The sequence below is a fragment of the Streptomyces sp. NPDC050509 genome (assembly GCF_044457965.1).
GTDB lineage: Bacteria > Actinomycetota > Actinomycetes > Streptomycetales > Streptomycetaceae > Streptomyces.
In genome coordinates this window covers 189,506-206,889 of record NZ_JBITHL010000006.1, presented here as the reverse complement: position 1 = coordinate 206,889, position 17,384 = coordinate 189,506, and the positions used below count along the sequence as shown (strand labels likewise).

The window sequence follows — 17,384 nt, the reverse complement described above, 5'->3', positions numbered from 1 at the left end:
CCCCGTCCGGGGCTCTCACCGTGCGGTGGTACGGGGCTACCCTGACCCGCGTGACCACGACACCGTACAAACCCTGGGAGTCAACAGCCTCCGGAATCCTGTGTCTTCCCTCGGGACGGCTCGTCCGCGGCCGGGGGCTGCGCCGTCCGATGCCGGAGGGCCCGCCCCCGACGTTCGCGCTCTATCTGCTGGGGCGCAGACCGCCCAGCGTGGCCTGGGAGAACCGCTGGCTGCGCTGGCCCGACTTCCGGCTGCCCACCGACCGGGAGGCCGCCGCGGAAGCGCTCGGGGAGGCGCTGGACCGGTCCGGCGCCGAGCGCGTGGAGATCGCCTGCGGCGGCGGCAGGGGACGGACGGGCACGGCGCTCGCCTGTCTCGCCGTGCTCGACGGGGTACCGCCGGGCGAGGCGGTCGCGTACGTACGGCAGCACTACTCCCGGCACGCGGTCGAGACTCCCTGGCAGCGCCGTTACGTGGCGAAGTTCGGCTGACCGGCACGGCCCCGATCACCGACTGCGGAAAAAGTCGATGCCTTTTGAACCTCTGGCATGGATTCGCCACTCTCTGAACTGCACTTGTCACGGTGCGCAATGATGTGCGTACATGGAGTGGCGTACGGCTCCGAGGGGATGGCGGGGGTGGTCAGCCGTGTCGGATGTTTCTGGTTCCGTGCTCAACAGGTCGACGCTGTCGGTGGGTGCGATGCGGGAGGAATCGGACGACGCACCGCACCCGCCCGGCCGGCCGATCCGTGGCGTGCGGGAGGTGACGGCCGCCCTCACCGCCCTGGTCCGCTCGGCCCGTCGTGAGCTGCTCATCTTCGACGACCCCGGGAGCTGTCTGGGCCAGTGCGTTCCGGAGGATTTCCTCGAATTCGCGGGCGCCTGCCTCCACGCGGCGGGTGACCGGAGCTGGCCGGAGGGCACCCCCGGCCGCAGAGGCCGGGGCCGCCGCCCGCCGGTCGGGGTCCGCCGGATCGTTCCCCGGCACGGGCTGGTGGGGCTGCCGTACCCCCTGCTCCACCAGCTTCCCGGCGAGGCGAGACAGACGGACTCCATCCCGTTCACGATGATCCTGGTGGACCGCAGGGTCGCGGCGGTCCCCCTCGATCTCCAACTCCACTACCACGGGCTGCTGCTGATCCGGGATCCGGTGGTCGTCCAGGCCCTGGTGCGTACGCACGAGATCTGGTGGGAGACGGGCGAGGAGCTGCCCGCGGAGGCGCTCCCCACCCCCGGGGGCCTGCCGGGGTCGTTACGCCCGGTGCTGGAGGCCCTGGTCGCCGGGATGACGGACGAGACGGCGGCGACGCGCCTCGGCATGTCGAGCCGGACGTACAGCCGCCGGGTGGGCGACCTGCTCGCCGCCCTCGGCACGACGAGCCGCTTCCGGGCAGGCGCGGAAGCGGCTCGAAGGGGGTGGATCTGAACGGCGGTTGCTACGACCTCTACGACACGATGTCCTTACGGGAGAAGGTCCGGAAGGCCAGCGCGAACAGCACCACGGCATAGGTGAACGAGACCGCCGCACCCTTCGCCATACCGCCCCACTCCAACTGCGGCTGGATCGCGTCCGCCCACGCGAACTGCCAGTGCGCCGGCAGGAACTCCCGCCAGGACCCGAGCGCCGTCACGGCATCCAGCACATTGCCGACGATCGTCAGACCGACCGCGCCCCCGACCGCGCCCAGCGGGGCGTCGGTCTTGGTCGACAGCCAGAAGGCGAGCCCCGCCGTGACCAGTTGGGAGACGAAGATGAACCCGATGACCACGGCCAGCCTCGGCAGCATCTCGGTCGTGGACAGGGAGCCGCCCGTCGGCAGTTGGAGCGGGCCCCAGCCGTACGCCGCCGTACCCGCCGCCAGGGCGACCAGCGGCAGCAGCAGCATCGCCGCGGCGCTCATCCCGAGCGCCACGGTCAGCTTGCTCCACAGCAGGCGCGACCGTGGCACGGGCGCCGCGAGCAGATAGCGCAGCGACGACCAGCTCGCCTCGGACGCCACGGTGTCCCCGTGGAACAGCGCGACCGGTACGACCAGCAGAAAACCCGCCGAGACAAAGAGACAGGTCGCCGCGAAGTTGGCGCCGGAGGCGGTCGCGGTGTCCATCAGGGTCACCCGGCCGTCCCGCCCGCCGTCCGGAGTCCCCCCGACCGCGAAGGCCACGATCAGCACAAAGGGAAGGAGCCCCAGGATGAGACCCATGGCCAGCGTGCGCCGGCGCTTGAGCTGCCGCAGCGCCTCGACCCGCAGGGGCAGGGTGCGCCCGGCCCGGTAGCCGGGGGCCGTTTCGATCAGCGCGCTCATGCGGAGCCTCCTGAGATCAGGGTGAGGAACGCGTCCTCCAGGCGGCGGTGCGGCCCGACGCCCGTCAGCGGGACGTCCAGCCGGACCAGCTCGGTGATCAGCGCCTGCGTGGACGCGCCGTCGAGCCGTACGAGCAGCCCGTCGTCCGTGCGGACGGCGGAGCCGACGCCCGCCAGCGCGGCGATCTTGTCGACGACCGGTTCCGGGACCGGCTCGGCGGTGGTGACGAGCAGGTCGTCCCCCGCACCGGTGATCTCGGCGACGGCCCCGGCCTGGACGAGCTGCCCCCGGTGCATGACCACGAGATGGGTGCAGGACTGTTCGACCTCGGAGAGGAGATGGCTGGAGACGATGACGGTCCTGCCACCGGCCGCGTACCGGATCATCACGTCGCGCATCTCGCGGATCTGGGGCGGGTCGAGCCCGTTGGTCGGCTCGTCCAGGATCAGCAGATCCGGCATACCGAGCATGGCCTGGGCGATGGCGAGGCGCTGCCGCATGCCCTGCGAGTAGGTGCGTACGGCACGGGCGAGCGCGTCCCCGAGCCCGGCGATCTCCAGGGCCTCCTCCATCCGGGAGTCCTCGGTGGGGCGGCCGGTGGCCCGCCAGTACAGCTCCAGGTTCTCGCGCCCCGACAGGTGCGGCAGGAAGCCCGCGCCCTCGACGAACGCGCCGACCCGGGAGAGCACCGGGGCGCCCGGCCGGATCGCGTGCCCGAAGACCCGGATCTCCCCGGCGTCCGGCGAGATCAGCCCCATCAGCATGCGCAGCGTGGTGGTCTTGCCGGCGCCGTTCGGCCCGAGCAGACCGAGGACCTGGCCCTTCTCGACCCCGAAGGAGAGATCACGGACCGCGTAACGGTCACTGGACTTGGAGTACCGCTTCGACAGGTCGGTGATCTGGAGCGGCACCTCGGCGAGCGCGGGGTCAGGCTCCGGCGCGCTGGTGCGGCGGCGTGCCGTGAGCAGCAGCGCGCCCGCGATCAGTACGCCGATGGCCGGGAGCCCCCACGTCCACCACGGCAGGGCGGTGGACCCCGCGGTGAGACCGGGCACGGTCGGCACGGTCAGCGGGCCGTCCACGGCGACCTTGTACGTGGCCGGGGCGACGGGTGAGGCGTAGCCGAGGTCGGTGGCGGCGACCACGACCCGCAGCCGGTGTCCGGGGACGATCTGATGGTCCACGGCGGGCAGCTTCAGCTCCACCGTCCGGCCCTTGGCGGCGTCCTCGACCCGTACGGGCGCGACGAGTTGCGAGGGCAGCACCTGACTGGTGCCGTCGGGGCCCACGTCGTACACCTTGGCGAAGAGGACCGCGTCGCCGCTGGAGGAGGTGACGGTGGCCTTGACGGTCGGCGCGCCGGTGATCCGCAGCGAGCGGTCGAGCGGCGCCGAGTCGAAGCGGGCGTGCTGGCCGGGGAAGTCGAGGGCGAGTCCGACGCCGAACGAGGAGAGCTGGGAGAGACCGGCGCCCAGTCCCGGCACGGCGGAGATGGCGGGCGGGCTGCCGCCGGCCGGGTTGGCGAAGGTCTGCGCGCCACCGGTCAGCGGGACGGACGTGGTGTCGTTGGCCAGGCCCGGGTAGCGGTCGCCGGTCGCGCCGCGCAGGCTGACCTGACCGTTGGCGGAGTCCACGCCGCCGGTCCGGCTGACGCGGAAGGCGGGCCCGGTGTCCGCTCCCTTGTCGTCCTTGAGGTAGCGGTCGAACCAGGCGGAGACGCGGCCCTGGACCCGCTCGGCCTCCGGGTTGCCGCCGTCGTGTCCGCCGGCCATCCAGTCGACGTCGACGGGCGCGCCGTTCGCGCTGATCCGCTTCGCCATGGCGTCGGCGTGGCCGAGCGGGAAGAGGGAGTCGGTCTGGCCCTGCACGATCAGCGCGGGTACGTCGATCCGGTCCCCGACGGCGGAGGGACTGCGCTTCGCCAGCAGTTCGCGGGCGGCGTCGTCCGGCTTCCCGGCGACGGCGACCCGCTCGTACATCTCGCACAGCTCCTTCTGGAAGCCGGCGCAGCCGCCGCCGTTGGAGATGAAGATCCCGGCCCAGAGCTTCTTGAAGACGCCGTCGGGGAAGAGGGCGTCGGCGAGGTTCCAGTAGGTGATCTGCGGGGCGATCGCGTCGACACGCTTGTCGTACCCGGCGGCGAGCAGCGAGATGGCCCCGCCGTACGAGGCCCCGGTCACGCCGACCCGGGGGTCGCCCTTCGCGTCGAGTTCGACCTCGGGGCGCCCGGCGAGCCAGTCGATCATCCGGGAGACGTCCTTGACCTCGTGGTCGGGGTCGTTGAGCCCGATGTCACCGGTGGACTTCCCGAAGCCGCGGGCCGACCAGGTCAGCACCGCGTAGCCGTCGCGGGCGAGCTTCTCGGCCTGGGCGCGTACGTCGTTCTTGCTGCCGCCGAAGCCGTGCCCGACGAGCACCGCCGGTCTGCGACCGCTGCCGGCGGTGAAGTACGAGGTGTCGATCCGGGCGCCCGGCATGTCCAGCACCTGGTCCTCGCGGTGCACGGCCGGGGCGCCGTCCGAGGCGACGGCGGTCCAGGTACCGGCTCCGACGAGCACGGCGGCGGCGGCCAGGCCCGCGAGCCAGCGGGCACGCAGCCGGGACCGGCGGGGGGTTCGGGTCTCCATCCTTGAACCCTAAACGGCCCCTGGGGCCGTCCACGCTGACACGGGTCGGAACCCGGAGACCTCCTCGGGTAGTACGCGGCGGCGGCGCCGTACAGCGGACGCGGTACCGCACACCGCCGCGAACGGGGGCGGAACGGAACGGGAGGGGCCGTCGGAGGGCCGTCGGCGGCCCTCCGACGGCCCGTCGGCTCAGGCGTCGGGGAGCTGGTCCAGTGCGGTCGGCTGGCTCGATGCCGAGGCGAAGAGCAGGGCCACGGCCAGGGCTCCCGGGTCCGGGACGCCGCGGGAGTGGTCGCCCGTGTAGCTGGCGCGTCCGCGGCGGGCGCGCAGGCCGCTGGTCGCGCGGGCACCGTGGTGCGCGGCCACCGCCGCGGCGTGGAGCGCGCGTACCGGATCGCCGCCCGTGGGGTCCGCCAGCAGCGCCCGGGTGAGCGCCTCGGCCGCGGGGACCAGCGCGTCGACCATCGTCTTGTCCCCCACCTCCGCCTCGCCGACGCGCTGGACGGCCGCCGCTCCCGCCGCCGTACCCGCCGCGAGTTCGGCGGTGCCGGGGGCGCCGTCGGCGGCGGCCACCGCGGCGGCCAGTTCCTGGAAGAGCAGGCCGAACAACGGGCCGCTCGTGCCGCCGACGTGGTCGAGGAAGACCCGCGCGGCGGTGGCGAGCGGCGCCGCCGGGGTGCGGGGCCCGCTCGTCGGCGCGGCGAGCGCGTCGCGTACGCCGTCCATGCCGGAGACGAGGTTGGCGCCGAAGTCGCCGTCCCCGGCCCGCTGGTCCAGTTCCGTCAGCTCGCCCTCGACGGCCCGGGCGGCGGCGCCGAAGCGGCGGAGCCAGCCGATGGTGTCCTCGTAGGTGAGGCTTTTCGGGGTGGGGGCGGAGGGGACTGCGGCGGGGGTCAGGTTCTGGGATGACATCGCGGAGAAGGCTCCTGCTTCTGGTCGGCGGGGGAAAGAGGTACGCGGCGGTCAGCGCGGCCAGGACGCGGTTCTGGCCGGGGCGTCCCAGAGCCGTAGCGTCTCGTCGTCGGTCGCGAGCAGGGAGAGCGAGAAGCCGCGCATGTCCAGCGCGCTGACGAATGTGCCGGTCAGTGAGCGGTCCAGGGTGACCCCCCGGTTCTTCAGCGCCACGCCGAGCGCGTGCCGGATGCCGTACAGCTCCAGCGAGGTGACCCCGCCGAGCCCGTTGACGAGGGCCAGTACGCGGCGGCGGCCCGGCGTTCCGTGGGGCAGCGCGGCCAGCAGCCGGTCGGTCATGGTGGCGACGAGTTCGGTGAGCGGCGGGTGCGGGGTGGTTCCGCCGGCCCGTTCGCCATGGATGCCGACGCCGAACTCCAGGACGTCCCGGGGCAGTTCGAACGCGGGGGCGCCGGTTCCCGGTGCGGTGTGCGCGGCGGTGGCGACGGCGAGGCTGCGCGTACGTCGGGACAGATCGGCGCCCAGGGCGGCCAGGTCGTCGAGTCCGCGGCTCTCGTCGGCGGCGGCGCCGAGGATCTTCTCGACGATCAGGGTGGCGCCGGTGCCGCGGCGTCCGACGGCGATGTCCGCGGAGTCGGTCGCGAGGTCGTCGTCCACGAGGACGCGGGCGCAGCGGATGTTCTCGTGGGCGAGGCGTTCGGCGGCGATCCCGAAGTTGATCCGGTCGCCCGTGTAGTTCTTGACGATGTGCAGAACGCCGTCGCTGCCCGCGACGGCGCGGCTGGCCTCGAAGATCTGCCGGTTGTGCGGGGAGGCGAAGATCTGTCCCGGGCATACGGCGTCGAGCAGACCGGCGCCGAGGAACCCGGCGTGCAGCGGTTCGTGGCCGGAGCCGCCGCCGGAGACCAGGCCGACGCGGCGGCCCGCGGCGGCCGGGATGGCCGTCGTGGGGGTCGGGGTGGCGGTGCGGCGGGTACGGAAGTAGCCGTGCTCGGGGTGGTGCTCGACCAGGTCGGCGTGGGCGGCGGCGAACCCCTTGAGCGCGTCGGGGACGAGCGACTCCGGGGAGTCGGCGAAGTATCGGGGCATGTGAGGTCCTGAGCTCTCTGGATTAGCCTGTATATCACCCTTTCTATCGTTATTATCCTTTTCATTCAGCCATATCAGGAGAGTGTGACCTCCGGGTTGTAGAGGTCCAGCCACAGCGCCAGATCCAGCGTCCGTTCCAGACCCCGCCGACTCGCCGTGGTGACCTGCGGCGTCTCCCGCTCCGCGGTGCGCCGTACCCGCTCCCTGTCCACCAGGTCGAAGACCCGGTGCGACGGATCGGCCAGCAGATCCTTGGCCTGGTCCTGGAGGGCCACGCCGTACCGGGGGTCCTGGGTGCTGGGGTACGGGCTCTTCTCCCGGTCGTACACCGACCTCGGCAGTACGTCGGCGGTCGCCTCCCGCAGCAGGCTCTTCTCCCGCCCGTCGAAGGACTTCAGCGACCACGGCGCGTTGTACACGTACTCGACGAGCCGGTGGTCGCAGAACGGCACCCTGACCTCCAGGCCGACCGCCATGCTCGCGCGGTCCTTGCGGTCCAGCAGGATCTGTACGAAGCGCGTCAGATGCAGATGGCAGATCTTCCGCATCCGGTACTCGAAGTCGCTCTCCCCGTCGGCGCGTTCGATGCCGGCCACGGCCGTGGCGTAACTGTCCCGGGTGAACGACGGCAGCCCGAGCGCCGCGTTGACCTCCGGGCGCAGCACGCCGGTGTCCTCCCCGAAGTGTTCGCCGAAGCGCACCAGCCACGGGAACATGTCGGCCTTCCTGGCCTCCTCGTCGAAGAACTGGGGGTAGCCGCCGAAGACCTCGTCGGCCGACTCTCCGGAGAGCGCGACCGTCGAGCGCTCCCGGATCGCCTTGAAGAGGAGGTAGAGGGAGGAGTCCATGTCGCCGAAGCCCATGGGCAGGTCCCTGGCCCTGATCATCCGGGCCCGTACCGCCGGGTCGGCCAGGGCGAGCGAGTCGAGGACGATGTCCTGGTGCTCCGTGCGCGCCTCGCGTACGACGTCGTGGACGAACGGCGTGTCGGGCGTGGTGCGGAACGCGTCGGCCACGAAGTTCTCCGTACGGCCCGTGAAGTCGACGGAGAAGCTGCGTACGGCCTCCCCGGTCTCACCGAGCTGACGCGCGGCGATCGCCGTCATGGCGGAGGAGTCGAGCCCGCCGGACAGGAGGGTGCAGCGCGGTACGTCGGCGACGAGCTGGCGGCGCACGATGTCGTCGAGGAGCGTCCGTACGCGCGCCACCGACGTGTCGCGGTCGTCGGTGTGGGGACGGGTCTCCAGGGACCAGTAGGCGTGGCGGCGCAGCCCGCTCGCGTCCACGGTCACCACGGTGCCGGGCGCCACCTCGTACATCCCGTCCCACATCGCGTGACCAGGTGTCTTGACGAAGGCGAAGAGTTCGCGCAGTCCGTCGAGACCGACGCGGGGGCGGGCGAGCGGGTGGGCGAGGATCGCCTTGGGCTCGGAGCCGAAGAGCACGCCGTCGGGGGTGGGGGCGTAGTAGAAGGGCTTGATGCCCATACGGTCGCGGATCATCACGAGCCTGCGCCGCCGGCCGTCCCAGATGGCGAAGGCGTACATGCCGTTGAGGCGTTCGGCCATCGCCTCGCCCCACTCCAGGTAGCCGTGCAGCACGACCTCGGTGTCGGAGTCGGTGGTGAACCGGTGGCCGCGGCCGGTCAGTTCCGCGCGCAGCTCGGTGTAGTTGTACGTCTCGCCGGAGTAGACGAGGGCGATCGTGCCCCGCGGTGTCGTCAGCGTCATCGGCTGCCGCCCGCCGGGCAGGTCGATGACGGCGAGCCGGCGGTGGCCGAGGGCGGCGGGGCCTTCGATCCAGGTGCCGCGGTCGTCGGGGCCCCGGCAGGACATCGTCTCCGTCATCGCGTCCAGGGTGTCGGACGCGCCGACCGGATCGCGGTCGAAGGAGACCCAGCCGGTGATGCCACACATGGGTGTGTCCTCCTGCTCCGCGAACCGTGAAAAGCGACTGCGGCCCGTACGGCGAGGAACGCCGTACGGGCCGCAGTCATCCAACGAAGCCGCGCGCCGGCGGGTTACGGCCCGCCGCCACGGATAAGTGGGCGTGGATCGGTGGGCACGGATCGGTGGTTACGGATCGGTGGGCACGGATCAGTGGTTACGGATCAGTGGTTACGAGGGAAGCCCAGGTCCACGCCGGTCGGGGCGTCGGCCGGGTCGGGCCAGCGTGTCGTGACCACCTTGCCGCGTGTGTAGAAGTGCACGCCGTCGTTGCCGTAGATGTGGTGGTCGCCGAAGAGCGAGTCCTTCCACCCTCCGAAGGAGTGGTATCCGACGGGCACCGGGATCGGCACGTTCACCCCGACCATGCCGGCCTCGATCTCCAACTGGAAGCGGCGGGCGGCGCCGCCGTCGCGGGTGAAGATGGCCGTGCCGTTGCCGAACGGCGAGCTGTTGATCAGGGCGACGCCCTCCTCGTACGTCTCCGTACGGAGCACGACGAGGACCGGGCCGAAGATCTCGTCGCGGTAGGCGTCCGCGTCGGTGGAGACCTTGTCCAGCAGGGACAGGCCGATCCAGTGCCCGTCCTCGTACCCCTCCACCGTGTGTCCCGTGCCGTCCAGGACGACGTCGGCGCCCTGGGCCGCGGCTCCCGTCACATAGCCGGCGACCTTGTCGCGGTGGGCCTTGGTGATGAGGGGGCCCATCTCGGAGGCCGGGTCGGTGCCGGGGCCGATGACGATCTTCTCGGCGCGCTCGCGGATCTTGGCGACCAGTTCGTCGCCGATCGCGCCGACCGCGACGACCGCCGAGATCGCCATGCAGCGCTCACCGGCCGAGCCGTACGCCGCGGAGACGGCCGCGTCCGCGGCGGCGTCCAGGTCGGCGTCGGGCAGGACCAGCATGTGGTTCTTGGCGCCGCCGAGCGCCTGGACGCGCTTGCCGTGGGCGGAGGCCGTGGTGTGGATGTAGCGGGCGATCGGGGTGGAGCCGACGAAGGAGACCGCCGCGACGTCCGGGTGCGCGAGCAGGGCGTCCACCGCGACCTTGTCGCCGTGCACGACGTTCAGCACGCCGTCGGGCAGCCCCGCCTCCGCCGCCAGCTCCGCCAGGAGGACGGCGGCCGACGGATCCTTCTCGCTGGGCTTGAGGACGAAGGCGTTCCCGCAGGCGATCGCGAGCGGGAACATCCACATCGGCACCATCGCCGGGAAGTTGAAGGGGGTGATGCCCGCGACGACGCCTAGCGGCTGGCGGATGGCGGCGACATCGACCCGGCTGGAGACCTGGGTGGAGAGTTCGCCCTTGAGCTGGGTGGTGATCCCGCAGGCCAGCTCGACGATCTCCAGCCCGCGCGCCACCTCGCCGAGCGCGTCCGAGTGGACCTTGCCGTGCTCGGCGGTGATCAGCGCGGCGATGTCGTCGCGGCGAGCGTCGAGGAGCGCGCGGTAGCGGAAGAGGATCGACGTGCGCTGGGCGAGGGAGGAGGTTCCCCAGGTGGCGTACGCGGCCTTGGCGGCGGCGACCGCGGTGTCGACCTCCTCGACGGAGGCGAGGGCGACCTGTGTGGTGACGGCGCCGGTCGCCGGGTCCGTGACCGGGCCCCAGTTGCCGGACGCGCCCTCGACGCTCTTGCCACCGATCCAATGGCTGACGGTCTTCATGTGTTCCGCTCCTTCACAGATGGCGGCGGCGGGTCGCTGCGCGGCGGTCGTACTCCTCACGGGCCTCGACCGCGGCGATACGGGTCGCGGTCTCGGCCACCGGAACATCCCACCACGCCTGGGCCGGGGGCACACCCGCCGCGGTGTCCGCCGTTTCGGTCTCCACGTAGACACAGGTGGGGCCGTCGGCGGCGCGCGCCTCGGCCAGGGCCTCGCGCAGGTCACCCACGGTCCCGGCGCGGATCAGCCGCATGCCGAGGGAGGCCGCGTTGGCCGCGAGGTCCAGGGGCAGCGGGGCGCCGGTGTACGTGGCGTCGGCGGCCCGGAAGCGGTAGGCGGTGCCGAAGCGCTCCGCACCGACCGTCTCGGAGAGGCCGCCGATGGAGGCGTAGCCGTGGTTCTGGAGGATCACGACCTTGATGGGCAGCCCTTCCTGGACCGCCGTGACCATTTCGGTGGGGCTCATCAGATAGGTGCCGTCGCCGACCATCGCCCAGACCGGCCGTCCCGGCGCGGCGAGTTGGACGCCGATGGCCGCGGGGATCTCGTATCCCATGCAGGAGTAGCCGTATTCGACGTGGTACTGGTCGCGGGAGCGGGCCCGCCACAGCTTGTGGAGGTCGCCGGGGAGCGATCCCGCCGCGTTGATGACGATGTCCTCGTCCGTGACGAGGGAGTCGAGGACCCCGAGGACCTGGGCCTGAGTGGGGCGCCCGCCGTCCTCCGCGGTGGTGAACGCGGCCTCGACGCGCCGCTCCCAGCGCTTCTTGGCCCCGCTGTACTCGGTGGCGTAGGCGGGTTCGACCCGGTGGCCGGCCAATTCCGCGGTGAGCAGCCGCACGGCGGTACGGGCGTCCGCGACCAGCGGGTGGGCGGCGAGCTTGTGGGCGTCGAAGCCGGTGACGTTGAGGTTGAGGAAGCGGACGTCGGGGTTCTGGAAGAGCGTGGCGGAGGCGGTGGAGAAGTCGGTCCAGCGGGTGCCGACACCGATCACCAGGTCGGCCGCAGCCGCCAGTTCGTCGGCGGTGGCGGTGCCCGTGTGGCCGATTCCGCCGACATCGCAGGGGTGGTCGTGGTGGAGGGAGCCCTTGCCGGCCTGGGTGGAGGCGACGGGGATGCCGGTCGCGTCGGCGAACTCCTCCAGCGCCTCTTCGGCCGCGCTGTGGTGGACGCCGCCGCCGGCGACGAGCAGGGGGCGGCGGGATTCCCGTAGGAGCCGTACCGCGTCGGCGAGTTCGTCGGGGTCGGGCCCCTGACGGCGGACCCGCCAGACGCGCTCGGCGAAGAACTCCTCCGGCCAGTCGTACGCCTCCGCCTGTACGTCCTGGGGCAGCGCGAGAGTGACGGCGCCGGTCCCGGCCGGGTCGCTGAGCACCCGCATCGCGGCGAGCGCGGCCGGGACGAGCGCTTCGGGGCGGGTGATCCGGTCGAAGTAGACGGAGACGGGACGCAGCGCGTCGTTGACGGAGACGTCCCCGGCGGAGGGGACTTCGAGCTGCTGGAGTACGGGGTCGGCGGGGCGGGTGGCGAAGGTGTCGCCGGGGAGCAGCAGCACGGGGAGGCGGTTGACGGTGGCGAGCGCCGCGCCGGTGACGAGGTTGGTGGCGCCGGGGCCGATGGAGGTGGTCACGGCCTGGGCGGAGAGGCGGTTGCTCTGGCGCGCGTATCCCACGGCCGCGTGGACCATGGCCTGTTCGTTGCGCCCCTGCAAGTACCGCATGTCCTCGGAGGACTCGACGAGGGCCTGTCCGATGCCCGCCACGTTGCCGTGCCCGAAGATGCCCCATGTGGCGCCGATCAGACGTCGCCGCTGGCCGTCCCGCTCGGTGTACTGCCGGGCCAGGAAGCCGATCAGCGCCTGGGCGACGGTGCGTCTGCGGGTACGGGCGGCGGTGCCCGTACGGCTGCGGGCGCGACCGCTCGTACGGCCGGTCGTACGGCTGCTCATCGGGCGTCCTCCCAGGCTCCGTGCAGCGGCGGTCGGGCATCGGTCACAGTGAAGTCATACAGGGCACGGCACGGCGAGGCGACCGGAACCTCCGGCACGGGGCCGTGACGAGCGGGGAGCTTTCGCCCGCGCCTCGCTCCTGCCAAAGCGAGGCGGGCGTCCGCGCCGGAGGCGGTCACACCAAGGTCTAACGGTCCTCCGGGACCCTGTCAACGTTTTGTCTTTACATTCGGACCAAGGGCTTGACACTCTTTCCTTACGGGCTGAAAGCTGACCGGTATGACCTCCTCCGTACCCACGTTGAGCCGCATCCGAGTCGGGTCCGCCCCCGACTCCTGGGGGGTGTGGTTTCCCGACGACCCGCAGCAGGTGCCCTGGCGGCGTTTTCTCGATGAGGTGGCCGAGGCCGGCTACGAATGGATCGAGCTGGGCCCGTACGGATACCTCCCGTCCGATCCCGACCGGCTGAGCGAGGAGACCGCGCGGCGCGGCCTGAAGGTCTCGGCCGGGACCGTCTTCACCGGGCTGCACCACGGCCCGGCGGTCTGGGAGAAGACCTGGGCACATGTCGCCGACATCGCCGCGCTCACCCAGGCGATGGGCGCGGACCATCTCGTGGTCATCCCGTCGTTCTGGCGGGACGACAAGACCGGCGAGGTACTGGAGGACCGGACCCTCACGCCGCAGCAGTGGCGCGATCTGACGGCCCAGACCGAGCGGCTCGGCCGCGAGGTCCAGGACCGCTACGGCCTGAAGATCGTCGTCCACCCGCACGCCGACACACACATCGACAGCGAGGAGAACGTGAGCCGTTTCCTCGACGCGACCGACCCCGCGCTGGTGTCGCTCTGTCTGGACACCGGGCACTACGCGTACTGCGGCGGCGACAGCGTCAAGCTGATCGAGACGTACGGCGAGCGGATCGGCTACCTCCATCTCAAGCAGGTGGATCCGGAGATCCTCGCGGATGTCGTCGCGAACGAGGTGCCGTTCGGACCGGCCGTCGGGCGCGGCGTGATGTGCGAACCGCCGGCCGGGGTGCCCGCGCTGGAGCCGGTCCTGGCGGCGGCCCAGCGGCTGGACGTCGAGCTCTTCGCCATCGTCGAGCAGGACATGTATCCGTGCCCGCCCGACAAACCGCTGCCGATCGCCACGCGCACGCGCCGGTTCCTCAGGAGCTGCGGCGCCTGACCCGGCCCACCCGCACGGCCCGAAGGTCCGACGGTCCGACACGACTGCTCGGCGCGACTGCCTGGCGGTCCGACGCGACTGCTCGACGCGATCGCTCGACGGCCCGAGGGTGGGGCCCGGGTGCCGCTCCCGGCCGGAACCGGGAGCGGCGCCCCGCCCCCTCAGACGCCTGCCGTGTCCCGGTCACGGACGGGCGGCTCCGCCGGCCCTTCGACCGTGGCCGGCCTCGACTCCCCCTCGCTCAGGCCGAACCGGTCGTGGAAACGGCGCAGCGGTCCCGGGGCCCACCAGGTGGCCTTCCCCGTCAGCTTCATCACCGCGGGCACCAGCAGGCTGCGCACCACCATCGCGTCCATCAGTACGGCGAGCGCGAGACCGAGGCCCAGCATCTTGGTGTTGGTGACCCGCGAGGTGCCTATCGCCACCATGACCACCGCGAGGATCACGGCGGCGGCGGTGATCAGTCCTCCGGTACGGCGCAGGCCGAACGCCACCGCGTGCTCGTGGTCCCCGCTGCGGTCGTACTCCTCCTTGATCCGGGAGAGCAGGAAGACTCCGTAGTCCATGGAGAGCCCGAAGGCGACACAGAACATCAGGACGGGCAGGCTCGTCTCGATGTCCCCGGTGGCGGTGAAGCCGAGCGGTCCTGACAGATGACCGTCCTGGAAGATCCAGACCGTGGCCCCGAACATCGCCGTGAGGCTGAGGGCGTTGAGCACGACCGCCTGGATCGGTATCAGCACACTGCCGGTGAGCAGGAAGACCAGGAGCAGGGGCACCAGCACGATGACGGCCAGGGCCCAGGGCAGCCGGTCGGCTATGGCGGCCTTGGAGTCGACCAGGACGGCGGCGGTACCGGTCACCGAGGTGTCGAACGCGGCCGGCTCGGCACGGATGTCCTTCACGAGGCGCTGGGCCCCCTCCCCCACCGCTTCCCCCTTGGGCGTCACGGCGAAGTACGCGTGTTCGCCGGAGGGGGACGGGACCGGCCCGTCGACCCGCGTCACGCCCGGCAGGGCCGCGATCCGGGTGCGGTAGTCCGCGTACTCGGCGGGGGTGGCGGCGCCCTCCGTCAGTACCTCCAGGCCACCGCCGGGGCTGCCGGGGAAGCCGTTCTGTATCTCCTCCTGGACCACACGGGAGTCGGCGCCCGGCGGCAACTGACGGTGGTCGGCGGTGCCGAGCTTGACTCCCAGGAAGGGCGCGCCGAGCAGGATCAGCCCCGCGGCCGTGGCGATGGCGAAGAACGGGGCCCGCCGCATCACCAGCGCGGCCGTCCGCGCCCAGCCGGCCCCTGGCTCCTCGCTCTTCTCCTCCGGCTTCCCGGCGCGTCCGCGGCGCAGCGCCTTCCGCAGGTCGAGCGCGTTGACCCGGTGGCCCAGCAGCATCAGGGCGGCGGGCAGCAGGATGAGGGCGGCGGCTGCGGCCAGCAGGACGACCGCGATGCCCGCGTAGGCGAAGGAGCGCAGGAAGTACTGGGGGAAGACCATCATGGCGGCCAGGGACACGGCCACGGTCAGCGCCGAGAACAGCACCGTACGTCCGGCGGTGCGCAGCGTGGTGCCCACGGCGTCCCGTACCGCGGCGCCGTCCGCCAGCTCCTCGCGGAATCTGCGGACGATGAACAGGGCGTAGTCGATGGCCAGTCCGAGCCCGAGTGCGGTGGTGAGGTTCTGGGCGAAGACCGAGACGTCGGTGAGTTCGGTGAGGCCGCGCAGCACCGCGTTCGTCCCCAGGATGGCGACGATGCCCAGGCCCATTGGCAGCAGGGCGGCGACCGCGCTGCCGAAGACCATGACCAGCAGGACGAGCGTCACCGGCAGGGCGATCAGCTCGGCCCGCAGCAGGTCCTCCTGGATGGTGCTCTGCATCTCGCTCCGCACGGCGACGGGCCCGCCGATGGAGACCTTCAGCGCCCCCTGCTCACCGCGGAACTCCGGTGCGATCCGGTCCAGGGTCTTGAAGGCGGCCGTCTCGTCGCCCTCGATCCTCGCCGCGATCAGCCCTTCCCGGCTGTCCTCGGCGCGCAGCGTGGGCGATCCGGTCCGCCAGTAGGAGCCGACCCCGACGATTCCCTTCTCGGCTTCGAGGCGGTCGGTGAGCCGCTTGGCCTCCGCGGCGACGGCGGGGTCGTCCACGCTGCGGCTCCCGCTGTCGACCAGGAGCAGGAGATTGGGCTGGGAGGCAGGGAACTCCCGCTCCAACGCCTTGGTCGCGTAGGTGGACTCCGCGTTCGGGTCCTCCCAGCCCCCGTTGCCCAACCGGTCGGCGACCCCGCTGCCGGCGAACACCGCCAGGGCCGTGATCACCAGCGCGACCAGCAGCGAGAGCCGTGGTCGCGCGGTGACGAACCGGGTCCAGCCGCCCGGACGCGGGCCAATGTTGACTTCGGACATGGTGCGGTGTCCCCTTCACCGTGACCCGAGGCACGGGTCCGCCGTTGCCATAGAATTGGCAAACACGAGTCATCGCTCGCATTGACCAAGAATGCGAGTCACCACTCGTGTTTGTCAAACGATCCAGGAAGGCTGTGGATTGCCATGCCGGAGCCGACCCCGGGCCCGAACCCCGGGCCGGACAGACCGCGCCGCCGCCAGGCCCGCGGGGAGCGCCGCGTCGCCCAGCTTCTCGACGCGGCGGCCCGCGTCTTCTGCGCCACCGGCTACACCGCGGCGAGCACCAACTCCATCGCCCGGGAGGCGGGCGTGTCGCCCGGCACGCTCTACCAGTTCTTCCCGAACAAGGAGGCCATCGCCGTCGAGCTGGGCGACCAGCTCCTGACGCGCTGGCGCGAGACCTACGGCCAGGCCCTGATGCCGGACCACCTCGGTCTGCCGCTCGACCGGCTGATGGACGCGGTGATCGATCCGCTGATCCAGTTCAACCGCGAGAACCCGGCCTTCGCGGTCCTGATGCACGGCTCCGACGTCCCCGGCCAGGTCACCCGGGAGCACGACGCGCTGCACTCCTCGATGCTCGCCCGCGTCGAGGACATCCTCGGCGACTATCTCCCCGGTACACCGAAGGCCGACACCGCCCGGATCGCGGAGATGCTCTTCACCGTGTTCAAGGCGGGCCTGGCCCTGATCCTGGCCGCCGAGCCCGGCGAACGGGACGCGTACACGACCGAGCTGAAGAGGGTCCTCCTCCGCTACCTGCAACCGCTCATCGAGGACAGCGGGCTTCCCTGCCGAGTGACCGAGCCGGCATCGGCCGACTGAGCACCCCGACCCCGCCAAGGGTTCGCTTTCATACCCCCTAGGGGTACAGTTCAGGGACGGGTCAGGGAGCCGTGGTGCCCACGCGCCCCGGCCCGCCATGGACCGCCACACCCGAGCCCTCGAAGAGGAGAACGTCATGACCGCCGAGACGAAGAGCCAGGTCACCACCGTCTACCAGGTCACCGGCATGACCTGCGGACACTGCGAGGGCGCCGTCGCCGGCGAGATCTCCGGGATCGAGGGCGTCGTCTCGGCCCAGGCCACGGCCGCCACGGGACAGGTCACCGTGGTGTCACTGGCCCCGCTGGACGAGGCCGCCGTACGCGCCGCCGTCGACGAGGCAGGTTATGAACTGACCAGTCAGGTCTGATCCGGCCACACACCGAACCCGACCTGGGCGTACCCTCCATTTATGTGGTCGCGAGCTCTTTGCACCCAAGGTCCTTCACAGGAACCACAGGACCTTCACAAAGAGATCTAG

General features: G+C 71.7%; 13 protein-coding genes. 5 read left to right on the top strand and 8 right to left on the bottom strand.

Going from position 1 to position 17,384, the window contains the following annotated elements:
- The first annotated feature begins 50 nt into the window (after positions 1 to 50).
- Entirely contained in the window at positions 51 to 491 is a 441-nt protein-coding gene (locus ACIBJC_RS19090) for a protein phosphatase (RefSeq protein ID WP_399293622.1), read from the top strand.
- Between the two features lie 157 nt (positions 492 to 648).
- The gene (locus tag ACIBJC_RS19085) at positions 649 to 1,428 is read left to right on the top strand and encodes a helix-turn-helix transcriptional regulator (RefSeq protein WP_399293619.1); all 780 of its coding nucleotides are present in this window, start codon (positions 649 to 651) and stop codon (positions 1,426 to 1,428) included.
- Between the two features lie 19 nt (positions 1,429 to 1,447).
- On the opposite strand, the gene ACIBJC_RS19080 is transcribed toward ACIBJC_RS19085, so the two are convergent.
- From ACIBJC_RS19080 to iolD, 7 genes are all read right to left on the bottom strand, one after another.
- A complete protein-coding gene (locus ACIBJC_RS19080; protein ID WP_329827004.1) occupies positions 1,448 to 2,305 on the bottom strand; it encodes an ABC transporter permease in 858 nt (285 codons plus the stop codon).
- Entirely contained in the window at positions 2,302 to 4,932 is a 2,631-nt protein-coding gene (locus ACIBJC_RS19075) for an alpha/beta fold hydrolase (protein ID WP_399293616.1), read from the bottom strand. The genes ACIBJC_RS19080 and ACIBJC_RS19075 overlap by 4 nt, the downstream gene beginning before the upstream one ends.
- 189 nt (positions 4,933 to 5,121) lie before the next feature.
- Positions 5,122 to 5,844 carry a dihydroxyacetone kinase subunit DhaL gene (gene dhaL / locus ACIBJC_RS19070; RefSeq protein WP_399293612.1) on the bottom strand — a complete coding sequence of 241 codons (723 nt, stop codon included), beginning with the start codon at positions 5,842 to 5,844 and terminating at the stop codon, positions 5,122 to 5,124.
- 51 nt (positions 5,845 to 5,895) lie between these two features.
- On the bottom strand, positions 5,896 to 6,933 hold the full coding sequence (locus tag ACIBJC_RS19065) for a dihydroxyacetone kinase subunit DhaK (RefSeq protein WP_399293609.1): 1,038 nt from the start codon (positions 6,931 to 6,933) through the stop codon (positions 5,896 to 5,898).
- Positions 6,934 to 7,007: 74 nt separating this feature from the next.
- Positions 7,008 to 8,849 (bottom strand): asparagine synthase (glutamine-hydrolyzing), encoded by a 1,842-nt coding sequence (gene asnB, locus ACIBJC_RS19060; protein WP_399293606.1) that lies wholly within the window; start codon positions 8,847 to 8,849, stop codon positions 7,008 to 7,010.
- A gap of 194 nt (positions 8,850 to 9,043) precedes the next feature.
- Positions 9,044 to 10,543 (bottom strand): CoA-acylating methylmalonate-semialdehyde dehydrogenase, encoded by a 1,500-nt coding sequence (gene mmsA / locus ACIBJC_RS19055; RefSeq protein WP_399293603.1) that lies wholly within the window; start codon positions 10,541 to 10,543, stop codon positions 9,044 to 9,046.
- A 13-nt stretch (positions 10,544 to 10,556) separates the two neighbouring features.
- Positions 10,557 to 12,491, bottom strand: coding sequence for a 3D-(3,5/4)-trihydroxycyclohexane-1,2-dione acylhydrolase (decyclizing) (gene iolD / locus ACIBJC_RS19050; protein ID WP_399293600.1), 1,935 nt, complete (start codon positions 12,489 to 12,491; stop codon positions 10,557 to 10,559).
- A gap of 279 nt (positions 12,492 to 12,770) precedes the next feature.
- Here iolD and ACIBJC_RS19045 point away from each other — a divergent pair, with 279 nt between their 5' ends.
- The gene (locus ACIBJC_RS19045; RefSeq protein ID WP_399293597.1) at positions 12,771 to 13,682 is read left to right on the top strand and encodes a sugar phosphate isomerase/epimerase family protein; all 912 of its coding nucleotides are present in this window, start codon (positions 12,771 to 12,773) and stop codon (positions 13,680 to 13,682) included.
- A 161-nt stretch (positions 13,683 to 13,843) separates the two neighbouring features.
- On the opposite strand, the gene ACIBJC_RS19040 is transcribed toward ACIBJC_RS19045, so the two are convergent.
- Positions 13,844 to 16,078, bottom strand: coding sequence for an MMPL family transporter (locus ACIBJC_RS19040; protein ID WP_399293594.1), 2,235 nt, complete (start codon positions 16,076 to 16,078; stop codon positions 13,844 to 13,846).
- A 144-nt stretch (positions 16,079 to 16,222) separates the two neighbouring features.
- Between ACIBJC_RS19040 and ACIBJC_RS19035 the strand changes: the two genes are divergently transcribed.
- Positions 16,223 to 16,903, top strand: coding sequence for a TetR/AcrR family transcriptional regulator (locus tag ACIBJC_RS19035; RefSeq protein WP_399293591.1), 681 nt, complete (start codon positions 16,223 to 16,225; stop codon positions 16,901 to 16,903).
- Between the two features lie 97 nt (positions 16,904 to 17,000).
- Complete coding sequence (locus ACIBJC_RS19030) at positions 17,001 to 17,273, top strand: heavy-metal-associated domain-containing protein (protein WP_399293586.1); 273 nt, start codon at positions 17,001 to 17,003, stop codon at positions 17,271 to 17,273.
- The last annotated feature ends 111 nt before the right edge of the window (positions 17,274 to 17,384 follow it).